A 22,347-nucleotide genomic window follows, 5' to 3' on the forward strand; every position below is an offset into this window, starting at 1 on the left:
CCTTATTTGCAGTTTGAACCATTTCAGGCGGGGCATAAACCCGAAAAAGGAGCTGATTGAACATCAGCTCCCGGTGTACAATACTATTTTGCTTTTTTCACGGTTGTTTTTCCCGCTTTGCTCGTATTTCCCGCTTTGTCTTTCGCTGTAACCGATATTACGGTATTCGCTTTTTGTTTTTTTATTTTAATGGAGAACTCGCCCTTTTTATTTGCTTTGCCGGTACCGATCGTTTTTCCTTTTACCTTTGCTGCTACTTGAGCGCCCGCTTCGGTTTTGCCTTTTATTTCTGTACTTTTATCAGAGACCGGGTTGATTTTTGGCGGATTCGGCGGAATTACGTCAGCTACCGTCACTTTGACTTCGGCGCTTTCCCTGTATGCATCCTTCGATGCTGAAACGTATAAAACGGAATATTCTTTTTGTTTGCCGATCTTGGCTTTGAATGTTCCGGAAGCATCTGCCTTCACTGATCCGATGATCTTCTTGGACGCATTTTTAATGTTGACTGTATAGCCCGACGGCGCTTTCCCGGCCACATATGCGTCATTGTTGGTGACGCGCTTGACAGACGGTTTTTTCGGCGCTTTTTCTACGACGGTCCTTAAGCTTGCCTCAGCCAGGTAGCCGGATGCTACGACCCGGAGAACTTGATCGGCAGCCTGAGCCGGAATTTTCACCGTAAAGGTTCCTGATTTGCCTGCCGTTCCCGTTCCGAGCACTTTGCTGCCGCTCATCACCTTGACCGCTGATCCGCTTTTCGCCGTACCGGTTACGGTTTTGTAATGGTCTAATACCGGATTCACCTTCATGTTCAGTTCCAAAACGCTGACGGCATGGTAGGCATTCAGCCTTCCCCATCCAGAAACAAAGTCATATCCCGGAGCCGGAAGTTCAGGTTCCTCAAAGCCATCATCAAAATCCGAACCCGGATTGTCCTGTTCGGCAAATGCAACATCAGCCGCTGTTTCCGTCAGAAGTTTTTCGACTTGCTTCGGTTGCAAAGACGGGTTCTCTGACAAAAGGAGTCCGGCAACAGCTGCAACATGCGGCGAAGCCATCGATGTTCCGCTCATATACGTTACATTACCGTCGGGAACGAGGCTCGGGATGTCGGTTCCCGGAGCTACCATATCCAGCCCTTTTCCATAATTGGAATAGTCGGAGACAAGATCGAGATGATTGGTCGCGCCGACGGATATCGCGTATCTCGAAGACGCCGGATACGAAATATCTGAAGAGCCGTCATTGCCGCTTGCCGCCACCACCGTCACATTTTTTTCAGCCGCATATTGCAGGGCGTATTCCAGAACGCGGCTGTACGGTCCGCCAAGGCTCAGATTGATCACTTTTGCCCCGCGGTCAACGGCGTATATGATCCCGTATGCGATCTGCTCCGTGTCTCCGCTTCCTGATGAATCCAAGACCTTTACAGGGAGTATTTTTGCGTGCGCGTTGATCCCTGCCATTGAGTAGTGATTATCAGCCGCTGCTGCGATAATGCCTGAAACGTGTGTGCCATGTCCGTTATCATCCATCGCATTCGTATTGCGGCCGATGTAGTTGTACCCTTCGTCTTTTTTGACAGCGCCGCTTAAGTCTGCAAGCGTATGATCAACACCCGTATCGACGACGGCAATGACCGTTTCGTTTAATGCTTTTCCATTCAGCAGTTTTTGAAGCTTTTCGAATTGAATGTCAGCGTTTGCAGAGCGGTCTTTGCCGTTATTTTTGAGCGACCATTGGTAGGAGTACTGGGTGTCAGCCGATAAAGCGTGATACTCGTGAACCTGCTCGACGAATTCCACTTCAGGCAGTTTGGACAGCTTGGCCGCTGCTGTCTGATATTTCTTCGCTGCTGCTTTGTATCCGTCTGAATCGTTTTGCTCCAGTTCGACGACGTACATGTTTTTAAACGTTTTGCTTTTTTTGAAGGAATCAACGGACTCTGCTCCGTATGCTTTCGCTTTGGATGAAAAGGATCTCAAATTTTTGCCGTCTTTTAATTTCACGATGTAGCGGCTTTCAGGTGTACTCGATGCAGCTGAATCCGCAAGCCCCGCTTTTGCCAAAATCGTTGATACTTTGCTGCCTGTCAGATTTGCGATGTCTATATCTTCAGCTATTTGATCGAGCTGCTTTTTTAAAGACTCTGGCACCGAATCGCGCGCCGCCGAATAAAGGCTGAGGATTGCCTTTTGATCTTCCTTTGTGACCGTGTATGTGCTTGACGCTCCGTTTTCGGCGACATCGCCGAACAGTTTTTTCAATTGGACAAGATCGCGGTAAACACCGTCCCGCAGCGATTTGTCAAACATCATTTTTGCGCTTATGAAAGGAGCGGTTTTATAGTATAAAGATGACAGGTCTTTCCCTTTTTCCGTTTTTTGCAGCACGCCATCTCTGATCGTTCTTAAATCTTGCAGAATGCTTTTGCCGTTTTCCCTTTCTGATGTGCTTAATTCTGCCGGGCACTCTTCTTCGGCAACCTGATCTGACGGAGGAAGGGTGACGCCCTCATAGCTGATGGTGTAAGAAATGCCTGTATTTGAATCAGTTTCGGTTTCTTCTTCATTATGGTTTTCGACTTTTACGTAGTACGGGCCTTTCCAGGCGATCGGAAAGTCGATCGCGGCCGGGTTTTTTGCATATGAAAAGCCGTTGTATCGATCAAAAGTCTGACCATCCGTTGCATGTTCCAGGCTGGAATAAACGGAGATATTCAGTTCCTGATCGGATTGAAGCTTGATTCGAAAATGCGTAAAATCCGCGAGATCCTTTTCAGAAGGGTCGATTTTATACCAGTGTGCTTGATCGCTTTCTTTAAACTCCGCTTTTACGGGGTCTGCGATCGCAAGCACCGTCTCATCAACAGGGCCATCGGCCGCCGCCTTTCCAATCGGAAGCTGGCCAAAAATCAGGGCAAACATTAGAATGAAAACAATCGAACCGCTAATTTTCCTTTTTTCCATAAGTACCTCCGCAAAATATAGTAAAGTCGTTCACCCCGCTATTAAACCATGTTTAACAGTTTATTGGAATACATTTCTTTTAAAAACAAAAATATGATATTATGGAACTAAATTCATGGCATATAAAAAGCCCTCTCGGTGGTAAGAGGGCCGGCTTTTAGGGGATGATCGTCATTTTACCGCCGTCACGCAGCAATAATTTTTGTACATATGTACGCTGATTTCCCTAAAATGATGTATTTCAAGCAGATGCCTGATCTGCTCTTCCGAATATAACGTCAAATCTTTCGTTTTCTTTGACTTTTTCATTTGTTCTTTGAGATGGACGGCGAGAAGCAGCGTCCCGTCGATTTGCAGCACGCGGTAAATTTCTTTTAGCGCCTGATCGGCATCCGTCCAATCATACAGCGAATGCACTGAAAATACTTTATGAAAGACGCGGTCTGCAAACGGAATGTTTTCGGCATATCCGTGCTTGATCTCCGCTTTCCCCTCTTCTTTTAAATACCTGGTCCGGCGCAGACTTCGCTTTACCATGCTTTTGGATGAATCGATTCCGCAAGCCTTTCCGGTTTCAAGCTTTTCCGCGATCCGGCTGAGAGCAGCTCCGCCTCCCGTTCCGATTTCAAGGATTCGGTCATAGGGCTGGACATCCAATAACTGAATCGACCATTCGTTTATATCATGATTTCCGGTTTCCATATAAGAAGCAATCCATTTTGATAAAATGCCTCTCGGACTCCGCAATTGTTTTCCAAGCCATTGTTCAAACACGTCAAAACACCTGCTTTAATTCTTATTTGGCCATTTTTTATTCCTGCATCAAAGGACAAAGCCGGAGACAAAACGGGCTCTTTCCCCAATCATATCGGCCGCCCAGAAATGAAAAGAAAACCCGCGAAAATGCTGAATCTTTTCCTTCATTCCATAACTAGACGGATTCATCTTTGAAAATGTTTCTCCTAAAACGCAGGAACAAATCGAATCAAAGAGGCATAATGTTTAAAAAGCTCTTGATGAAATGATCTATCCGCCCTTTCAATTTCTCATATAAATGCATAGGATGTATGGAACTTTCACTAAAAGGTGGTGCTAAATGATGGGCTTTGGATACGGTTTTGGCGGTTTCGGCCGTTGTTGCGGGTCTTGCGGGTCTTGCGGGTCTTGCGGCTCTTGCTACGGCGGTTACGGATACGGCGGTTACGGATACGGTGCCGGCTTTGCGCTTATTGTCGTGCTTTTCATTCTCTTGATTATCGTAGGCACTAGCTTCATTTACTAGAACAGCTGGAGGGAGGGCATTTTAAGCCCTCCTTTCCTATTTTGGGTATCCATCTATTTAAAAAAAGCAGAAAACGAGCCGTTTTCTGCTTCTAATAATACCAGTAAGGCGGCCAATAGCCGAACCGGCGCGCTCTTTCTTCCATTCTTCGGCGCCGGTACGGATTGCCGTAGCCATGCTTAAAAGAATGAGGCATTGATGTATAGCCATGACCGATAAAAGGCATTCTTCCATCTTTGTGCATATTCATCACCTGCAATTACATTTGCTTTATTCTATGCAGGCAATCTGCGATGCGGACCCAAAAAAGTCCGGCTAAACCTGGTCCTTCTCCATTGTATAATGTGCCAACAATTCCCTTCTGTACATCATTATCATCTCCTCCTTTTATTTGATTGTCCGCTTTGATTAGCGCTGGCTGTTCGTATAGAGATACTTTAGCTGGCGGTCTCTCATTTCGTTGTACAGCTGTTCGATCTCGTATTCTCGTTCGTATTCTTCAGGCGTCTTAAATCGTTTTTGAATGGTCAATGTTAAGAAGAATAAATTAATCGTCATGTCGCTCACCTCCTTTCAAGTTCGCTTTTTTCAAAAATAAGCCCGCAGATCATTTGACAAACCTGCGGGCGCAAACAAAAACCGCCAGATAAAAACGAACGCGTCTTTATCTTGCGGGAGGAGCAGCGTATTGTTTTTCCTTCCTAACGTCAGTGTGCCGAAAAAGCATCGGTTAAGGAAGAGCACAATTTCTCCCACAGGTTGAATGAATCATGGTATTCACAGAGTCTAGTGTATGTAGTCATCGCGTTTTTCATGTTCATCAACCTCCTTTGCTTTTTGTTTACTTTGTAAGTATATCCATCAAATTCCTGTTTGTAAACTGTTTTTCGAAAAAATGGATGCCTTTTTTCGCTCCATGAAAAAAACAGAGAACCGTGCGTCCCGGTTCTCTGTTTACGATTCTTCCATTTCATCCAGTTGTTTTTTATATTTGAGCGAGCGCTTCACACAAAAGAAGGCTCCTGCTAAAAATGCGCCTGTCGCGAGCATCATCACCGTTTTTTGGCCCGTTCCGAGACCCGGATTCGGGATGACGGAGCCGATATATAAAAATGTGCTGACACTGAGCAGTGTAAAAGCAAATTGTTTATAGTCAACCATTAAAGATTTGACTTTTTTCTTATGCATGTTTTTTGGTCACCTGCCTAGATTCATAATCAATATGAATTAGAGTAACATAGATTGACAGTTGACCAGACATGTAAATTCAGCCAATTTAAGCGAGCGGTTCAAGCGCTTGTTTCAAATCATCCAATAGATCGTCAATATCCTCGATTCCGACGGAAATCCGGATCAATCCATCTGTAATGCCCAGCTCGAGTCTGCGGTCGCGCGGAATCGATGCGTGGGTCATCCGGGCAGGCACTGAAATGAGGCTTTCGACAGCCCCCAGGCTTTCAGCGATGGTAAACAGCTTCAGCCTTCCCAACACAAGGTCGACATTTTCCTCGTCTCCGATATCAAAGGAGATCATCCCGCCGAATCCCGTGCTTTGCCGCTTGGCAAGCTCATGGCCGGGGTGGGATGCAGAGCCCGGATAATACACTTTTTTAACGGCATGATGGTTTTCCAAAAACTGAGCGATTCTTCTGGCGTTTTGCTCATGGGCTTCCATTCTCAGGCCGAGCGTTTTCATGCCTCTCATCAATAGCCAGGAGTCCTGCGGACCGAGGATACCTCCTGTGGAATTTTGAATGAAGTGAAGCTCCTCACCGAGTTCTTTCGTCGCAGTCACGACAAGGCCGCCGACGACATCGCTGTGTCCTCCCAAATACTTTGTCGCGCTGTGGAGCACAATATCCGCTCCGAATGAAAGCGGATTTTGGAAATACGGCGTATAAAATGTGTTATCCACGATCAGTAACAGGCCGTGCTTTTTCGCAGTCTCAGCGACCTTTTTCAAATCGGTGATTTTTAAAAGCGGATTTGTCGGGGTTTCGACGTAAATCGCTTTCGTATTCGGCTTGATGGCTTTTTCAATGTTGTCCGTGCTGCTCGTATCGACGAAAGCGGCATCAATGCCGATGCGGTTCAGCACCTTTGTCATCACACGGTACGTGCCGCCGTACACATCATCCGTCAAAATGATATGGTCGCCGCTTTTAAACAGCATCATAACCGCGGTGATGGCCGCCATCCCTGAACCGAAGGCATAGCCTGCCGCTCCTCCTTCAAGATCGGCGATCAAGGCTTCAAGAGCCGTTCTCGTCGGGTTGGCCGTTCGTGAATATTCGTATCCCGTATGCTGTCCCGCCCGCGGCTGCTTGTACGTGCTCACCTGGTAAATCGGAACTGAGACTGCGCCTGTTTTTTCGTCACCTGTAATACCGCCGTGGATCATTTTCGTTTTTTGCTTCATATTATATTCCTCCTTCGTATATGTTTTTGCTGACATAACGGTCGCTCCCGTCAGGAAAAACGGTCACAATATTTGCGCCTTCCCCGGCTTTCTCAGCTTCTTTCAATGCGGCGAACAAAGCGGCCCCGGATGAGCTTCCGATCAAAAGGCCTTCCTTTTCCGCAGCTTCTTTTACGAGCCGGAATGCATCATCATCCAGCACGGTGTAGATCTCATCGAAATGGCTTTGGTCCATGTATTCGGGGATGAATTCCATTCCGATTCCCTCGGTTTTATGGGCGTGTGCTTCTCCCCCGTTTAAAATGGAGCCTTCCGGTTCAACAATGACCGTTTTGATAGACGGATTTTTTTCCTTCAAAAACCGGGCAGTCCCTGCAAAGGTGCCTCCTGATCCGGCCCCGGCGACAAACACGTCAACCTGTCCGTCAAGATCGCTCCAAATTTCCGGACCAAGCGTTTTGTAGTAAACCAATGGATTTACTCGGTTTTCAAACTGCAAAACGCAATAAGATCCGTCGATCTCCTTCTCCAGTTCACGCGCTTTTTGGATCGCACCTTTCATTCCCTTACTTCTCGGCGTGTGGACAATTTTTGCGCCAAGCGCCTTCATAATCGCCTGTTTTTCCATGCTGAAGTGCTCCGGCACGCAAAAAACAGCGGTGATGCCGTGTTTTCTCGCACTAAGCGCGAGGCCGATTCCCGTATTGCCTGCCGTCGCTTCGATCACCGTACCTCCGGGTTTCAGCTTTCCGGAGCTGAGCGCTTCGTCAATCAGCATTTCTCCAAGCCGGTCTTTAATGCTCCCGCCCGGATTCATCATTTCAAGCTTCGCGTATATGTTAACCCCTTTAGGCGTTTGAAACTTCTGCAGCTTCAAAAGAGGCGTTTTTCCGATTAACTGTGTGATATCCGTAATCACATTCACGTTTTCCTTCCTCCTTTAAGAGGTATAAAACAGAGGGGGCACCCCCCTGTTTTATTTGATTTGTTTGATCATGCGGAGGACAAGCTCTGTCGAATGTTTCGCAGCCTGCTCCAAAAACTTGTCAAAAGATACTTCAGATTCTTTTCCCGCGATATCCGAAAGCGCTCTGATGACAACGAAAGGAACATCAAACTGATAGCAAACCTGGGCGACGGCTGCCGCTTCCATTTCAACCGCATAAAGATCTTTAAATTTGCCGCGGATGAATGCCACCCGTTCAGGGTCGCTCATAAAGGAATCTCCGGTCGCTATCGTTCCTTTGACTACCTGAAAAGACCCGAGTTCAGACGCTTCATCTTCCGCCGTCTTCACCAATGCGCTGTCGGCAGGATAAGCGGCAGGAAGGTTTGGAACCTGTCCATACTCATAATCGAAAGCCGTGACATCGACATCATGGTGGCGGACTTCGGTGGAAATGACGATGTCGCCGACATTGAGGGAATGATGGAAGCCCCCGGCTGAACCGGTGTTGATCACCACATCAGGCTTAAAGCGGTCAAGCAGGATCGTCGTGCTCATGGCCGCATTCACTTTACCGATGCCGGATTTTAAAAGCACAACCTCTTTCCCTTCGTAGATTCCGCTTGTAAATTCACAGTTTGCGATGATTTCCTGTTTCGTCTGTTCCAATTTGCTGCGCAGGATTGTGACTTCTTCTTCCATTGCTCCGATAATTGCTATCTTCATATCATAACTTCCCTTCACATTTACAATTTTGCCGCTTCCATTACCCAGACAAAATCATTATGCTTTTGAAAGGCGATACTGAAATGTTCTGAGGTAAAGATCGTTTCCATCTCGGAAATCGTCGGATAATGTTCCGTTTCAAGATCTTCCGCCAACTGGTAAAATCCTCTGTTTTTTGCGTCTTGAATGGCGGAAATGTACGAATCGCGGTCCTTGAATACGGTGTCAGCAAACACTATTTTACCATGCTTCGCAAGCATTTTTCCATATCGCCTTACCGCCTCGCGTTTTTCATCGTTCGTCAAATGGTGAAAGGCATATGAGCTGACGATTGTATCTGGCGAAAACGGCGGAGCCGGAAAATCGAGAAAATCCCCGTCAGAGACCAAAGCCCCTTTAGGCAGCTTGCTTACGGCGATGTCTCTCATCGATTTTGAAGGCTCAATGCCGTACACGTTTTTTCCGGCGGCGATCAGTTTTGCGGTCAGGTTGCCCGTGCCGACGCCAAACTCGATCACCTTGCTGCCTGAACGCTTCACAACATCCTCCAAAATGCCGTCATAGTTTCGGAATACTTCTTTATATTGAAGGTCATGCCCGACTACTGTATCATCATAAGAATTCGCCCAATTCTCAAATATCGAAATGAACTCTCTCCCCATTTATTGTCACACTCCATTTATTTTTACAATTCCTATCAGTATAGTATGATTTCAATACCTGATTAGTTCTTATCCTAACATAATTTCGCAGGTTTGGGTACAAAAACAGCTTGGTGATTTTTCCCTTGTCATGATGCGGCTTCTCTGCTTTAATAATGATTGACTCTGAACGAATGGAGGATTTGTCTATGAAATTCGAGCTTGATCTTATCAAGGATAAAATCGAGTTTTTTGAAGCCCTGACCTTGGAGGAGCTTGAAAAGAAAATCAATCAGCAGATCGAAAACAATCAGGCTCTTATGCTCAGGGTCGGATCGGTGTCCCATCAGACTGCGGTTATCGACGGGCGGATCATGTACAGCGCCGTCGTTCATTTTAAAGCCGAATGATAAAAAAAGCGGCCGGTTTCATTCACCGCCGCTTTTTCTTTTTATTTTAGCTTTTCAACTTTTGTCGGTTTCCAGCCTTTTCCGTCCACCCACGTAATGGCGACCGAATATTTATCTCCGCTGTCCTTTGCCCGAATCGTTCCTTTTGCATCTTGAGGGCTGCCGTTGTTTCCGAGCCAGACGACCGTCATGTTGTCTTCGGAAACGCCTGTTGCGTAAGAGATGGCTTCAAGCATTTCCGCCCAGTCTTGGGATGAAGAGTCGTACGTTGCTGTATGCTCTCCGCTTTGCTTTGTGCCGACAGGCTTCCAATTCGGATTGACGATCGTTTTTTCGACGTTTGCGCTGGAGCCTCCTTCCGTTACTTTCGCTCCTTTAAACGGATCGTCTGTCGATTTCTCCTCGTCAGAAGCTGTATCTTTGTCTTTCTCCGAATCTGAATCGCTCGTATCTTTTTTGTCTGAATCGGCTTTTTCTTTGTCCTTTACATCCTCGTCAGACGTCTGCTTTTTATTATCGGAAGCAGGAGCTTCTGTCGTTTTATCGTTTTTGGAGACGTCCTGCTGTGTTTGCTCCTTCGGGCTGTTCATCATCAGACTGCTGGCAACCACAACGATTAAAACCAATACAATCCCTATTAAAATGTTAAGCACAAGATTCGCTTTCCTGCGCTTATCACGGTTTTCAAATCGAGATTCCCTTGTTTTGCTCAAATTCATTGCACTCCTTTTTCCCTCTTGCCTCGCATCCTATTTTATCATCACGTAAGGCATTCTTCTATGTCTGGTTCTTTTCAATTTCATATACTTTTTTAACAATATCATAAAATGCGGCATTTGTCGCAGCCTGATCTTCCGGTGTGTCCATATGAACGACGGCGAGCGCGTATTTTGGCTTGTCTGCCGGAAAATAGCCGGCAAACCATTTATGATAGAGGGTTTTTTTGTCTTTTGTCAGCCGGCCCGTCTGCGCCGTTCCCGATTTCCCCGATACGTCGTACGGAAGGTCGCGGAAGCGCCTGCCTGTCCCTTTTTCAGATGTGACGACGTTTCTGAGCAGTTTTTGCAGCTTTTGCGCGGTATAATGATCGATCGTATCCCCCGACAGCTCATGGTCTTTAAACGAAGCCATCAATGTGCCGTTTTTGTATTCGATCCCGCTTGCGATTTTGACTTGCTTTTTCTCGCCGCCTCTCGCTATGGTCGCCATCATATTGGCGATTTCAAGCGGAGTCAGCTTGACGTTTTTTTGGCCTATCGCGGTTTGTGCAACCGCTTTTTTCACTTTTTTATCCCGCTCGTCCCCCCAGACCGAACCCGAACCCTCATGGTAAAACTGCCTGAAATCCCGCTCGCGGTATAGGCGGCCTTCCCAGCCGACCCGTCCGGTAAGCCCGAGCTTTTTCGCAGTATCTTCGATGACCGAGCCGTTTTTTTTGATCAGCTCATCCGCGAGGCTCGTAAATGTATAATTGCAGCTTTGGGCAAAGCCTTCTTCCATGTTCAGCCTCCCCTTGTCATCGCCCGGTTTTCCGTAAAGATTCAAGTTGCAGTTGAACGTTTTCGTCGGATGATCCAAGCCGTTTTCTATCGCCGCCGCCGCGATCACCGTTTTAAAAACAGAGCCCGGATACATGGGGGTGAGCATATAGTTTTGCCTCGTTTTTTGGGAAGCCGTGTTTACGTCAGGCTTGCTGGCAATCGCAAGCACACTGCTGTTTTCGATGTCGAGGAGAACCGCCCCGCCTTTTTTCACATGATGGTCATCCAAAATGTCTTCAAGCTTCTGCTGCATCGTCTTATCGATCGTTGTTTTGACCTGCAGCGGATAGAACGGGTTCGCATCTGCCGTATACTTGACGTCAATGCCGAACAAAGGGTTTCCCAGTCCGTCCACATGGTATAACAATTTTGTATCTTGTTCGGGAAGCAGGAATTCGTCAAATGTCCGCTCCAGGCCGAAGGTGCCGATTTTCGTGCTGATCGACAGGCCGTCTTTGTGCGGGTATTTTTTGCGAAGCAGCTCCGGGTCCTGATTTGTCATGCCGATGGTGTGTGAGGCCAGCCTGTTTTTTTCTGTTTCTTCTATGTATACGCCGTATATTCCCGGATATTTCAGTTTGTTGATTTTTTCGAGTGCCGTTTTCGAAATTGAGCCCTCTTCATTTTTGGTGAGAATGACGGGTTTTTTCGCTTTATCAAGCTTCCCGTCCAGCTCTTCTTCCGATATGTTTAAAATAGCGGCCGCTTCGCCAATCGGCCATGATTGTGACTTCAAAAACGGAAACAGCACAATTGCCGGCTTTCTGCTGACGGTGAGCGGCTTACCGCTGCGATCTAAAAAAGATCCTCTTCCATCTGAAATCTGAACCTCTTCCGTGCGCTGTTTCACGCTTTCCTGGATTAAGTTCACATTCCATTTGGAAAAGGATTCGGTGAAAAACAGTTGGATTTCCGCCAGTCTCACCAGCAAAAACAAAAGCGCCGCCGACATCAACATCGCAATCCATTTCATGCGCTTGCGTAATTTCATAATAAAAACACCTCATCCACATTGTGGACGAGGCGTTCGTCTGCTAAACAAACTTTATGAAATTTTCACAATTTTTACAAGCATTTCTCCACCCGGCGTCTGCACGGTCACTTCATCTCCGACCTGCTTGCCGAGAAGGCTTTTGGCGATTGGCGAATCGTTGGAGATTTTTCCTTCAAACGGATCAGCTTCAGCGCTTCCCACGATCGTATAAGATTCTTCTTCTCCGTCCGGAAGCTCTGTAAATGTGACCGTTTTTCCCAGACTGACGATGTTTGAATTTTCACCATCATCCTCGATGATTTTCGCATTTCGAATCATATTGTCAAGCGTTGTGATGCGCCCCTCTACAAAGGCCTGCTCTTCTTTGGCTGAATCATACTCAGAGTTTTCCGAGAGATCGCCGAAGCTTCTGGCGACTTTGATGCGCTCAACAACCTCTTTGCGTTTAACCGTTTTCAAATACTCAAGTTCTTCTTCTAATTTTTTCTTTCCTGTTTCTGTCATAGGAAAAACTTTCTCTTGTGCCATTGTTCCTTCACTCCTTCTAGTTGGTCCCTCATCACTTGTATGTGAGAGTATAGACTTGAATATACAAGAATGAGGACAACCCTTGTCCCCTTCTTCTCTCCCATATTTGTAAAGTATGATGTCAACCGGATGGAAGGCTCCGGTAAATCGTGCTTATACAGTTAAAGAAGGGCTCATATCTAAAGAGGTCCCTTCAATTTCTATACATAATATGGTCAGAGTAGTCTTTGTCTATGCTATGTTATTATAAAATCGCGTTTTGTTCAAGAATAGTTTGTATTTTGGTAACCATCAAATCAATTGCAACGCGATTTTGGCCGCCTTCCGGAATAATGATGTCAGCATAGCGTTTTGTCGGTTCGACAAATTGATTGTGCATCGGTCTGACGACGGAAATGTACTGCTCGATAACGGAATCGATCGAGCGGCCTCTTTCCTTAATGTCACGGAGCATTCTTCTGATGATGCGAAGATCTGCATCCGTATCGACGTACAGTTTGATGTCCATCAAATCGCGGAGCCTTTCATCCTCGAGAACAAGGATTCCTTCCAAAATAATAACATCTTTCGGCTCGACATGCACGACTTCTTCCGAACGTGTATGCATCTTGTAATCGTAAATCGGTTTTTTAATCGGACGGTATTTCAGCAATTCTTGTAGATGCTCAATCAAATAGTCATTGTCAAATGCAAGCGGATGGTCGTAGTTCGTGTTCAGCCTTTCTTCAAAGGGCAGATGGCTTTGATCTTTGTAATACAAATCCTGTTCAAGCATTAAAATAGAGTGGCCCTTGAACTGTTCATAAATCGACCTGGTCACGCTTGTCTTGCCTGACCCGGAGCCCCCCGCTATTCCAATGACTACCGGTTTCTTTCCCATGCCTTTTACTGCCCCTTTCTCATCATGTTGCTAGGATAAATCTTCTTGTCCACTTTAAATTTGACGATTTGCAGGGGATGGCGGGCTGCATCAAGCACATTGCCTTTTTCGTCCCAAATCGTATCAATCTTGTATGTGAAATTATCAATTTCCGGGCCGAAAAATTCGACTTCGTCTCCTGTTTTGAAAAAGTTGCGCTGCTGGAGCGTAACGATTTGCGTCTCTTCATCATAATCGAGCACAAGCCCGACAAAATCGTATGTCGTCTTTTTCCCGTGCTCGCCGAACATTTGCTCTTCGTATCCCGGCGTTCCTTCAAAGAATGCAGGAGCCGTATCCCTGTTTGCACATTTGTCAAGCTCCTTCAGCCATTCTTCTTTAATGGTAAATCCGTCGGGATCTGCACAATAGGCGTCAATCACTTTTCGGTAAACGCTGACGACCGTTGCGATATAGTGGATCGATTTCATCCGTCCTTCGATTTTCAAGCTGTCGATTCCCATTTCAATCATTTGCGGAATCGATTCGATCAGCTTCAGGTCTTTCGGGCTCATTGCAAACGGAGCGTCGCTTTCTTCATAAAGCGGCAGCGCGTTCGCACCGTCTGTCTGATACAAGTCATAATCCCAGCGGCATGACTGGCAGCAGCCGCCGCGGTTTGAATCCCTTGCCGTCATGTGATTGCTCAGCACGCAGCGTCCGGAGTATGCGATGCACATCGCACCGTGGATAAAGGTTTCGATTTCGATATCTACTTTTTCTTTCATTTCCCTGATTTCAAGGGCGCTCGTTTCGCGCGCGAGCACGACCCGTTCCAAACCTTCTTCCTTCCAGAATTGAACGGCTTTCCAGTTTGACAATGATTGCTGTGTGCTCAAGTGCACTTCCAGCTTTGGAGCGACCCTCCGGCACGTTTCGATGATCAGCGGGTCGGCGACGATGATTCCGGATACGCCCGCATCCTGCAGATCCCTTAAGTATTCATCAAGGCCGTCGATATTTTCTTCGTGTGCGAAAATATTGGTTGTGACGTAGATTTTCGCTCCGTATCGTTTGGCAAATTCAACGCCTTCGGCCATTTCTTCGATTGAAAAATTATCCGCATTGGAGCGGAGTCCATATTCGCGCCCGCCGATAAATACAGCGTCTGCCCCGTAGTGGACGGCGATTTTCAGTTTTTCCAAATTTCCCGCCGGGGCGAGAAGTTCCGGTTTTTTCGTAATGACGCGTTTTCCATTGACGATTGTGGAAATTTTATCTTGAACTGCAGACATGGTTTCCCTCCTTAATATACTGTCTCTTTGAAGAAGAATCCGGTATCGATGCTGCGGTTTACAGGCTGCAGGTCTTCGATCCGCTCAATCCATTGTTCTTTTTTATTTTCGTATGCTTCTCTGTCCGTCATGCAAAGATCGATGGCCTCGCGGTACATCGCCGTCACCTGCGCAAGATAGTCCGCCGATTTTAAGATCCCGTCGATTTTGAATGAATCGATTCCGTCGTCTATTAAATCCTCGAGCTCGTCAATGATGCATACATCGTTCGGGCTCATAATGTGCGTGCCGTTTTCGTCTTCGAAAATCGGATATTTGTTGCCGCGCTCTTTGTCATGAAGATACATGCCTTTTTCTTTTTTCTTGCCCTCGATATCCATGACTTTGCCCTGGTATTCAAAATAGTTGCCGATCAATGATCGCTTGGACTGGAACATGCATGTCATCCCGTGAACCTGAATTTCGATCTCGACTTCGGCTTTTTCTTTAATCTCGATAATGCTGTCCATGTTCAGCTCTCTCGCCAATACCGCGCGCTTCGCTCCCTTGCGTCCCCAGTAATTGCACGAATGGTGATTGGTTGCGGTTGTTTCCGTACTCCAGTGGAGCGGCATGTTCGGCGCGGATTCTCTCGCAGCCATCAACACCGCCGGGTCGCCGAATACGACGGCATCAGCCCCGGCCTCTTCCAAAAAGGAAAGATAATCGTTCAATTCTGGCACTTTATCGTTATGAAAAATCGCATTCATCGCGACATACACTTTTGCGCCGGCTTCATGAGCCTGAAGAATCGCCTCTTGAATATCAGATCTTGAAAATTCCCCGGCCAGGCGCAGTCCGTATCTTTGTTCACCGATGATAAACGCGTCAGCCCCGGCACTGGCCAAAGGCTTAATATCGCCAACCGATGTCGGTGTCACTAGCAGTTCAGGTTTTTTCATATGCGTTTCACCTCTTTTTGGCTAACGGCCAAGCCGTCTCCGACCGGCAAAATCGTTGTACGATAATCCGGGTGCTCCATTAGCCAATGATTAAAATGATCTATTTTTGATACAAGCTTTTTGATCCGTTTGTTTTCGATTTGATCGTAATCTCCGGCGACAAGCCCTTTGAACAGGACGTTGTCCGTAAAAATGATGCCGTCGTCTGCCAGCATCTGTTCGTACAAGCTGAAAAATTTTTGATATTGTCCTTTTGCGGCATCGATAAACAGCGCGTCATAAGGCGCCATCGACTGAACGGCGGCCGACTCGCTGAGCGCATCGCCGAAGAACACGTGAATTCTGTTTTCCAGCTGGAAGGATTGAATGTTTTGAATGGCTTCGTGATACCTTTGTTCGTCGCGCTCGATTGTAAATATTTCGGCTTCAGGAAGTTCAAGCGCCATCCGAATCGCCGAGTATCCGATGGCAGTGCCGATTTCAAGTATTTTTTTCGGATTTTTGAGCGACAGAAGCCGAAGCAGCGCGTCGATTCCGGTCGGTTCCATAATGGGTACGCCGTGCTCCTCGGCATAAGCCTCAAGCTTCATAATGTCTGCCGGCCGAGGCTTTTGCAGCCTTTCCAGATAGCCGGTCAGTTCCTGGTGTCCGATCTTCACGGGAAGAGCCTCCCTTTCATAAAAAGAGCTTTAGGTCAGATGTAAGAACTCTCCTAAAGCAGTGAATGTCTTTTCTCTAATAAACAACCCGATATATTTTACCATAAAACATTTTCTTTTGCGAATAAAAGGAGAGTCATTTTTTACTCTCCTTTAAGGTTTACTCGCTTTGATTTGTGATATATTTCGATTTTGCTTTATTATGCTCTTTTAGCGTTTTTGTAAAAACGACTTCTCCGTTTTTCTTGGCAAGGAAATAGACATAATCCGTTTTATCCGGGTTTAATGCCGCTTCCCAAGACGATTCCCCTGCATTTGCAATCGGCCCCGGCGGAAGTCCGGTATGCTTGTACGTATTGTAAGGGGATTTGACCCCGAGATCCTTGTAAACGACCCGTTTTTTATGCTTTCCGAGTGCATAGAGTACGGTCGGATCCGTCTGCAGCGGCATCTTCTTGTCAAGACGATTATAGAATACGCTCGATATTTTATGTCGGTCTGCTTTTTCAGTCGCTTCTTCTTCTATTAATGATGCCATTGTGAGCGTTTTGTGAACGGACATTTTTTTGTCCTTCATCTGCGTCCGGTATTTTTCGGCCGTTTTATCGGTTTCTTTGATCATCGCTTCGATAATGGCTTCCAGCTTTGTTTCCGGATCGTAAAACGGGTATGTCGCAGGGTAGAGATACCCCTCCAGCGGATGCTTGATGTTTTTGTTCAAGACATCATCTTTGATTACATTCGGATATTTCTTTTTCAATTTGTTAATAAAGTTTTTGTCATCAAGCTTATTCATAATGTCTTTTTCTGAATAATTGGTTTGGCCTGCGATCATGGCGGCGATTTCAGTGAGCTGCCGGCCCTCCGGAACGACGATCTTAAAGGCTGGAACGTGAGATGTGCTTGTCAGCTTATCGATCAATTCAGCGGGGCTCATCGACTGGCTGAGCTGAAAGTTTCCGGCTTGAAATCCTGATGCATGCTTGAATTTGACATAGGCGATAAACACTTTTTCATTTTTAATTAACTCTTGTTTTTTCAGCTTTGCGGCGATCGTTGAAACGGTCGAGCCTTTCGGGATGTATACGTTGACCGCTTTTTCGCTGTTTTTATCGACCGGCTCAAGAGCGGATTTCACGTAGAGCGATGCACCGCCTGCAATGAGAATAATCAGCACTGCCGCCGCGGTCAGCCAAAATTTAATTTTATGATCAAGGAGTTTTTTTATGAACGGTTTCTTAGTCTGGTCTTCAAACATTTATGTCCTCCTCTCCTCCCATGGTATATACTACATGATTCGTTGATATTCGGCAATTTATTACAATACTTTTGTCATAAAAAAAAGCCGCCTTGCGGCAGCTTTTTTTATTCTTCTTCCTCTTCGTCGGCTAAAAACGTGTTCAGCGTCTCTTCGATCATATCCCATTCTTCCTCAGTTTCGATCGGCATCAGCTCGCCGTCTTCGCCGTTTTCGTTCGGAATGAAGCTTGAAGCATGGATTTCGATTTCCTCATCATCCTGCGCTTCAATCGGATAATACAGGACGTACGATTTATCAAATTTATCGCTGTCAAATGTGAATAACACTTCACAAAGCTGTTCATTTCCTTTATCGTCTACGATCGTAATGTTTTTTTCACCGTGTTCCATTTGATCACCTCATGTATTTAGGCTGTCGAGATACCCTTGAAGGATCATCACCGCCGCCATTTTATCGATTACTTTTTTTCGTTTTTGCCTGCTGACATCAGCTGAAATCAGCATCTTTTCAGCCGCCATCGTCGAGAGCCGCTCGTCCCAGAGCACGACGGGGACATGAAACGCGTCTTCTAGGACTTCCGCAAATTTCTGGCTGGCTTCTCCCCTTGGCCCGACGGTACCGTTCATATTTTTGGGAAATCCGAGGACAATTTTGTCTATTGTATAGTCTTTCGTTAACTCAGCCAAGCGGTCAAGTCCAAAATCGCCGCCCGCTTCGTCGATTTTGATCGTTTCTATTCCCTGAGCCGTCCAGCCCATTTCATCGCTCAGCGCGACGCCGAGCGTTTTTGAACCTAAATCAAGACCTAATATTCGCATTCTTTTTTACGCCTCTTTATGCTTTTCTATATACGATTTAACCAATTCCTCGATTATCTCGTCTCTTTCGATTTTCCGAATCAAATTGCGTGCATCGCGATGCCTTGGAATATAAGCGGGATCACCTGATAGCAAATATCCGACAATTTGGTTGATCGGGTTGTAGCCTTTTTCCTGAAGCGCATCATGGACGGTTATCAGCACTTCATTCACATTGGTTTCCATTGAATCGTCGGAAAAGTTAAATTTCATCGTCTTATCAAATGAGCTCACCGTTTTGCACCTCTTTCCCAAATTCGAAAGGCCAAAGTGTTTAGCCTGAATACCTTATATCACCATTCTACACTACATCGGCTTTTTATAAAACGGATTTCACCCATTCTTCTGCAGAAGATAAAGCTTCTTCCAATTTTTCAGGCTGTTTCCCCCCGGCCTGGGCCATGTCTGGACGGCCGCCACCGCCGCCTCCGCACGCTTCAGCGACTTGTTTGACGAGTTTGCCAGCGTGAAAACCACGCTCTATTAAATCTTTTGTAACTCCCGCAGAAATATTCACTTTTTCGTTTTGCACTGCGCCAAGCACGATGACACCTGAGCCTAATTTCGCTTTCAGTTCGTCGACCATCGTCCTGAGGTGATTCATGTCTTTCGCGTTTACTTTTTCGGCGAGCAGTTTGATTCCGCCGATTTCTTTCACTCTTTCCAAAATCTCTCCCGCTTCTTTGTTGCCGAGCTTGGCGAGCAGGGATTCATTTTCCCTCTGAACCGCTTTTAAATCGGCTTGGAGCGATTCGATCCGTTTCGGCACTTCTTTTACGTTTGTTTTTAGCGCATCTGCCGCATGCTCGAGCAATTCAAGCTTAACATTCATTTCCTGGTATGCGCCCTTGCCTGTTACCGCTTCGATCCGGCGCGTTCCGGCGCCGATTCCGGATTCGGAAACGATTTTAAAGAGGCCGATTTCGGCGGTGTTTTTCACGTGGCAGCCTCCGCACAGCTCGATGCTGTAATCGCCGACTTTGACAACGCGGACGATGTCGCCGTATTTTTCTCCAAACAATGCCATAGCGCCCATTGCCTTTGCTTCATCAATCGGTTTCAGATCGATTTCAACAGGAATCGAATCCCAAATTTTCTCGTTCACTTTTGCCTCGATTTGCGCCAGTTCTTCTTTTGTAACCTGTCCGAAATGGGAGAAGTCAAAGCGCAGACGGCTGCCGGTCACAAGCGATCCGGCCTGGTTGACATGCGTTCCGAGCACGTCTTTTAAAGCCTGATGGAGCAGGTGTGTCGCCGTGTGGTTTTTGACGATGTCTTTTCTGAAGCGCTCCGTCACTTCTGCGGAGACGCTCATGCCTTTTTGAACCGTTCCGCTTTCAACGATTCCTTCGTGCAGGTGCTGACCGTTCGGCGCTTTTTTGACATCCGTGATGCGGACTGCCGCTTCTTCGCTTCTCAGCCAGCCTTTGTCGCCGATTTGTCCGCCGCTTTCTGCATAGAACGGCGTCTCTTCCAGCATGATTTGAACTTTGCTTCCTTCATGAACAAGATCGGCAAGCTCGCCTTCCTGAAGAAGTTCTGTGATTTTCGTGTCGTTTTTCAGCACAGAATAGCCGACGAACTTGCTTTCTGTCATGATATCGCGGAGCGCGCCGCCTTGAACCTGCATGCTGCCGACATCCTGCCGGGCCTGGCGCGCGCGTTCGCGCTGCTTGTTCATTTCGCGTTCAAAGCCTTCATGATCGACCTTCATGCCTTCGTCTTCAGCGTACTCTTCAGTCAGTTCGACAGGGAATCCGTACGTATCGTAAAGCTTGAAGACATCTTCGCCTGAAATGACGCCGTTTCCTTTTTTCTTCTCTTTTCCGATGACCTCCGAGAGGATCGCGAGCCCTTCGTTCAGCGTTTCATGGAAGCGTTCTTCCTCCGTTTTGATCACTTTGGCGATAAATTCGGCTTTTTCTTTTACTTCTGAGTAGAAAGCAGCCATGATGTCAGCTACGACAGGCACAAGCTCATACATAAACGGCCGGTTGATATTGATTGCTTTTGCATAGCGCACGGCGCGGCGAAGCAGCCTTCTGATGACATAGCCGCGGCCTTCGTTTGACGGAAGAGCTCCGTCGCCTACCGCAAATGCAACCGTCCGGATATGGTCGGCGATCACCTTAAAGGCGGTATCCTTTTCTTTCGATGTTCCGTATGCTTCGCCTGAAATGGCTTCGGTTGCTTTGATGATCGGCATAAACAGGTCTGTATCATAGTTTGTTTTGGCGTCCTGAATAACGGATACCATCCGCTCAAGCCCCATTCCCGTATCAATGTTTTTCTTCGGAAGCGGCGTGTACGTTCCGTCCGGATTGTGGTTGAATTCGGAAAACACGAGGTTCCAGATTTCAAGATAGCGCTCGTTTTCTCCGCCGGGATACAGTTCCGGATCTTCAGGATCGTTGCCGTATGCTTCGCCGCGGTCGTAGAAAATTTCTGTATTCGGGCCGCTCGGTCCTTCGCCGATGTCCCAGAAGTTCCCTTCCAGTCTGATGATCCGCTCTTCCGGAATGCCGATTTTTTTTGCCCACAATTCGTACGCTTCATCATCTTCCGGGTGAACGGTAACAGACAAGCGTTCAGGGTCAAAGCCGATCCATTTTTTGTCGGTTAAAAATTCCCATGCCCATTCGATCGCTTCTTCTTTAAAGTAATCGCCGATCGAAAAGTTTCCGAGCATTTCAAAGAACGTGTGATGCCGGGCCGTTTTTCCGACGTTTTCAATGTCGTTCGTCCGGATCGATTTTTGGGCGTTGCAAATGCGCGGATTTTCAGGTACCACCCGTCCGTCAAAGTATTTTTTCAGCGTCGCGACTCCGCTGTTGATCCAGAGCAAGGATGGATCCTCGTGCGGAATGAGAGAGGCGCTCGGTTCAACGGTATGGCCTTTTTCTTTAAAAAAATCTAAAAACATTTGACGCACTTCTGCGGATGTTAATGTCTTCACTGTGTTTCCTCCTTTAATTGATGCATGCAATATAAAAAGCCCCCGTCCCATGCAAACCTTGCAGCTGCACAGGGACGAGAGCTCCTCTCGCGGTACCACCCTGATTATGGACAGATTCGTCCATCACCTTGATATCCGTATAACGCCGGATAAAGACGGCAGGTTTTCGCCTGCACTCAGGATTAGCTTCTACTGATCTTCTGCTAAAGCTCTTTCAGCCTAAAGGAGCTTTTCTCTGTAAACAGGGCTTCAGTATACTCGGATCCGTCAGTCGAGATTCGTATGTATGTCTATCTCGAAATTATAGACAACGATGCAGTGAATGTCAATTCTCCCTGCGGTCAGGCTTTCCTCGCCGCCAAAAAATGGGCGAACATGACCTTTAATACGGCCATCACCGGAACCGCGAGAATCATCCCGATGATGCCGGCCAATTCGTCGCCGGCAAGGAGGCCGAGCATGATGACAACGGGATGCATGTGCAGGCTTTTTCCGACAACGAGCGGTCCGAGAATATTGCTTTCAATAAACTGCAGAGTCAAAATCGTCGCAATCACAACGATGATAAGCTTTGTCGACAAAGCAGCTGCAACCATAAGAGCCGGGACTGCCCCGATGATGGGCCCGAAATAGGGAATGACGTTTGTCGCCCCGATCATGAGGCCGAGTATCAGCGGATACGGCAGGCCGAAAAGCCAAAATGACAGGCCGGCCCCCAGCCCGATGACAAGACATACGAACAATTGCCCCCTGATGTAATCCCCGAGCGAATCGTCGACATCCCGGATGAACGCGCTGCCTCTTTTTCTCCATGAAGCCGGCGTTATGTACCAGACCGCTTTTTTCATCGTGTCGATATCTTTCACCATATAAAACACAAGGAAAGGAATAATCGCTGCAACAAGCATGTAGTCAAAAACAAAACGGATGCTCGTAATCGTCCGTTCCGCCCAGCTTCCTACAAACGCTTCAGCCCGATTGACAAACTTGTCGATTCTGTCATGCATACCGTCTGGCCAGGCGTTTGTATGATCATGCAGCTTATCGAGCATGCTTTCGT

General features: G+C 46.9%; 24 protein-coding genes. 2 read left to right on the forward strand and 22 right to left on the reverse strand.

Annotated elements, in window-relative coordinates; all coding sequences use genetic code 11:
- Positions 1-83: 83 nt before the first annotated feature.
- Together V7126_RS04210 and V7126_RS04215 are read right to left on the reverse strand one after the other, a co-directional pair.
- On the reverse strand, positions 84-2,972 hold the full coding sequence (locus V7126_RS04210; protein ID WP_335496923.1) for a S8 family peptidase: 2,889 nt from the start codon (positions 2,970-2,972) through the stop codon (positions 84-86).
- Positions 2,973-3,143: 171 nt separating this feature from the next.
- Positions 3,144-3,746: a class I SAM-dependent methyltransferase gene (locus V7126_RS04215; protein WP_046131499.1), complete on the reverse strand. Its 603-nt coding sequence runs from the start codon at positions 3,744-3,746 to the stop codon at positions 3,144-3,146.
- A gap of 325 nt (positions 3,747-4,071) precedes the next feature.
- On the opposite strand from V7126_RS04215, the gene V7126_RS04220 reads away from it, so the two are divergent.
- Entirely contained in the window at positions 4,072-4,254 is a 183-nt protein-coding gene (locus V7126_RS04220; protein WP_175075740.1) for a YjcZ family sporulation protein, read from the forward strand.
- 91 nt (positions 4,255-4,345) lie between these two features.
- Here the strand turns inward: V7126_RS04220 and V7126_RS04225 are convergent, their stop codons facing one another.
- The 7 genes from V7126_RS04225 to V7126_RS04255 all read right to left on the reverse strand — a co-directional run bounded on the left by V7126_RS04225 (position 4,346) and on the right by V7126_RS04255 (position 9,007).
- Entirely contained in the window at positions 4,346-4,498 is a 153-nt protein-coding gene (locus V7126_RS04225) for a hypothetical protein (protein WP_164918165.1), read from the reverse strand.
- A 164-nt stretch (positions 4,499-4,662) separates the two neighbouring features.
- Positions 4,663-4,812, reverse strand: a complete 150-nt coding sequence (locus V7126_RS04230) for a YrzI family small protein (protein WP_065894598.1) — start codon at positions 4,810-4,812, stop codon at positions 4,663-4,665.
- A 396-nt stretch (positions 4,813-5,208) separates the two neighbouring features.
- The gene (locus V7126_RS04235; RefSeq protein WP_046131498.1) at positions 5,209-5,442 is read right to left on the reverse strand and encodes a YrhC family protein; all 234 of its coding nucleotides are present in this window, start codon (positions 5,440-5,442) and stop codon (positions 5,209-5,211) included.
- Between the two features lie 88 nt (positions 5,443-5,530).
- A complete protein-coding gene (locus V7126_RS04240) occupies positions 5,531-6,673 on the reverse strand; it encodes a bifunctional cystathionine gamma-lyase/homocysteine desulfhydrase (RefSeq protein ID WP_046131497.1) in 1,143 nt (380 codons plus the stop codon).
- Between the two features lies 1 nt (position 6,674).
- The gene (locus V7126_RS04245) at positions 6,675-7,598 is read right to left on the reverse strand and encodes a PLP-dependent cysteine synthase family protein (RefSeq protein WP_046131496.1); all 924 of its coding nucleotides are present in this window, start codon (positions 7,596-7,598) and stop codon (positions 6,675-6,677) included.
- A gap of 51 nt (positions 7,599-7,649) precedes the next feature.
- Positions 7,650-8,345 carry a 5'-methylthioadenosine/S-adenosylhomocysteine nucleosidase gene (gene mtnN, locus V7126_RS04250; RefSeq protein ID WP_046131495.1) on the reverse strand — a complete coding sequence of 232 codons (696 nt, stop codon included), beginning with the start codon at positions 8,343-8,345 and terminating at the stop codon, positions 7,650-7,652.
- A 20-nt stretch (positions 8,346-8,365) separates the two neighbouring features.
- The gene (locus V7126_RS04255) at positions 8,366-9,007 is read right to left on the reverse strand and encodes a class I SAM-dependent methyltransferase (RefSeq protein ID WP_046131494.1); all 642 of its coding nucleotides are present in this window, start codon (positions 9,005-9,007) and stop codon (positions 8,366-8,368) included.
- Positions 9,008-9,195: 188 nt separating this feature from the next.
- Here V7126_RS04255 and V7126_RS04260 point away from each other — a divergent pair, with 188 nt between their 5' ends.
- Positions 9,196-9,396: a YrzA family protein gene (locus V7126_RS04260; RefSeq protein ID WP_046131493.1), complete on the forward strand. Its 201-nt coding sequence runs from the start codon at positions 9,196-9,198 to the stop codon at positions 9,394-9,396.
- A 41-nt stretch (positions 9,397-9,437) separates the two neighbouring features.
- Here V7126_RS04260 and V7126_RS04265 read toward each other — a convergent pair whose 3' ends face one another.
- The 13 genes from V7126_RS04265 to V7126_RS04325 form a co-directional block, all read right to left on the reverse strand.
- Complete coding sequence (locus V7126_RS04265) at positions 9,438-10,115, reverse strand: DUF1510 family protein (protein WP_046131492.1); 678 nt, start codon at positions 10,113-10,115, stop codon at positions 9,438-9,440.
- Between the two features lie 58 nt (positions 10,116-10,173).
- A complete protein-coding gene (locus V7126_RS04270) occupies positions 10,174-11,928 on the reverse strand; it encodes a peptidoglycan D,D-transpeptidase FtsI family protein (RefSeq protein ID WP_335496930.1) in 1,755 nt (584 codons plus the stop codon).
- A 54-nt stretch (positions 11,929-11,982) separates the two neighbouring features.
- Positions 11,983-12,459, reverse strand: a complete 477-nt coding sequence (gene greA / locus V7126_RS04275; protein WP_046131490.1) for a transcription elongation factor GreA — start codon at positions 12,457-12,459, stop codon at positions 11,983-11,985.
- 244 nt (positions 12,460-12,703) lie between these two features.
- Entirely contained in the window at positions 12,704-13,339 is a 636-nt protein-coding gene (udk, locus tag V7126_RS04280; protein WP_046131489.1) for a uridine kinase, read from the reverse strand.
- 5 nt (positions 13,340-13,344) lie between these two features.
- On the reverse strand, positions 13,345-14,613 hold the full coding sequence (locus tag V7126_RS04285) for a peptidase U32 family protein (protein WP_046131488.1): 1,269 nt from the start codon (positions 14,611-14,613) through the stop codon (positions 13,345-13,347).
- Positions 14,614-14,624: 11 nt separating this feature from the next.
- Entirely contained in the window at positions 14,625-15,554 is a 930-nt protein-coding gene (locus V7126_RS04290; protein WP_335496934.1) for a peptidase U32 family protein, read from the reverse strand.
- Positions 15,551-16,213, reverse strand: coding sequence for an O-methyltransferase (locus V7126_RS04295; RefSeq protein WP_046131486.1), 663 nt, complete (start codon positions 16,211-16,213; stop codon positions 15,551-15,553). The genes V7126_RS04290 and V7126_RS04295 overlap by 4 nt, the downstream gene beginning before the upstream one ends.
- 160 nt (positions 16,214-16,373) lie before the next feature.
- Positions 16,374-17,471: an endolytic transglycosylase MltG gene (gene mltG / locus V7126_RS04300; protein WP_335496937.1), complete on the reverse strand. Its 1,098-nt coding sequence runs from the start codon at positions 17,469-17,471 to the stop codon at positions 16,374-16,376.
- 107 nt (positions 17,472-17,578) lie between these two features.
- Complete coding sequence (locus V7126_RS04305) at positions 17,579-17,863, reverse strand: DUF1292 domain-containing protein (protein WP_175075633.1); 285 nt, start codon at positions 17,861-17,863, stop codon at positions 17,579-17,581.
- A 9-nt stretch (positions 17,864-17,872) separates the two neighbouring features.
- Positions 17,873-18,292 (reverse strand): Holliday junction resolvase RuvX, encoded by a 420-nt coding sequence (gene ruvX, locus V7126_RS04310; RefSeq protein ID WP_065894601.1) that lies wholly within the window; start codon positions 18,290-18,292, stop codon positions 17,873-17,875.
- 6 nt (positions 18,293-18,298) lie between these two features.
- Entirely contained in the window at positions 18,299-18,565 is a 267-nt protein-coding gene (locus V7126_RS04315) for an IreB family regulatory phosphoprotein (RefSeq protein WP_046132126.1), read from the reverse strand.
- An 85-nt stretch (positions 18,566-18,650) separates the two neighbouring features.
- The gene (gene alaS / locus V7126_RS04320) at positions 18,651-21,287 is read right to left on the reverse strand and encodes an alanine--tRNA ligase (protein ID WP_046132125.1); all 2,637 of its coding nucleotides are present in this window, start codon (positions 21,285-21,287) and stop codon (positions 18,651-18,653) included.
- 341 nt (positions 21,288-21,628) lie between these two features.
- The coding region (locus tag V7126_RS04325) for an AI-2E family transporter (protein ID WP_335496944.1) at positions 21,629-22,347 on the reverse strand (719 nt) is incomplete at its 5' end.

Source organism: Bacillus sp. JJ675 (assembly GCF_036963165.1).
In the GTDB taxonomy this organism is placed as follows: Bacteria; Bacillota; Bacilli; order Bacillales; family Bacillaceae; genus Bacillus; species Bacillus glycinifermentans.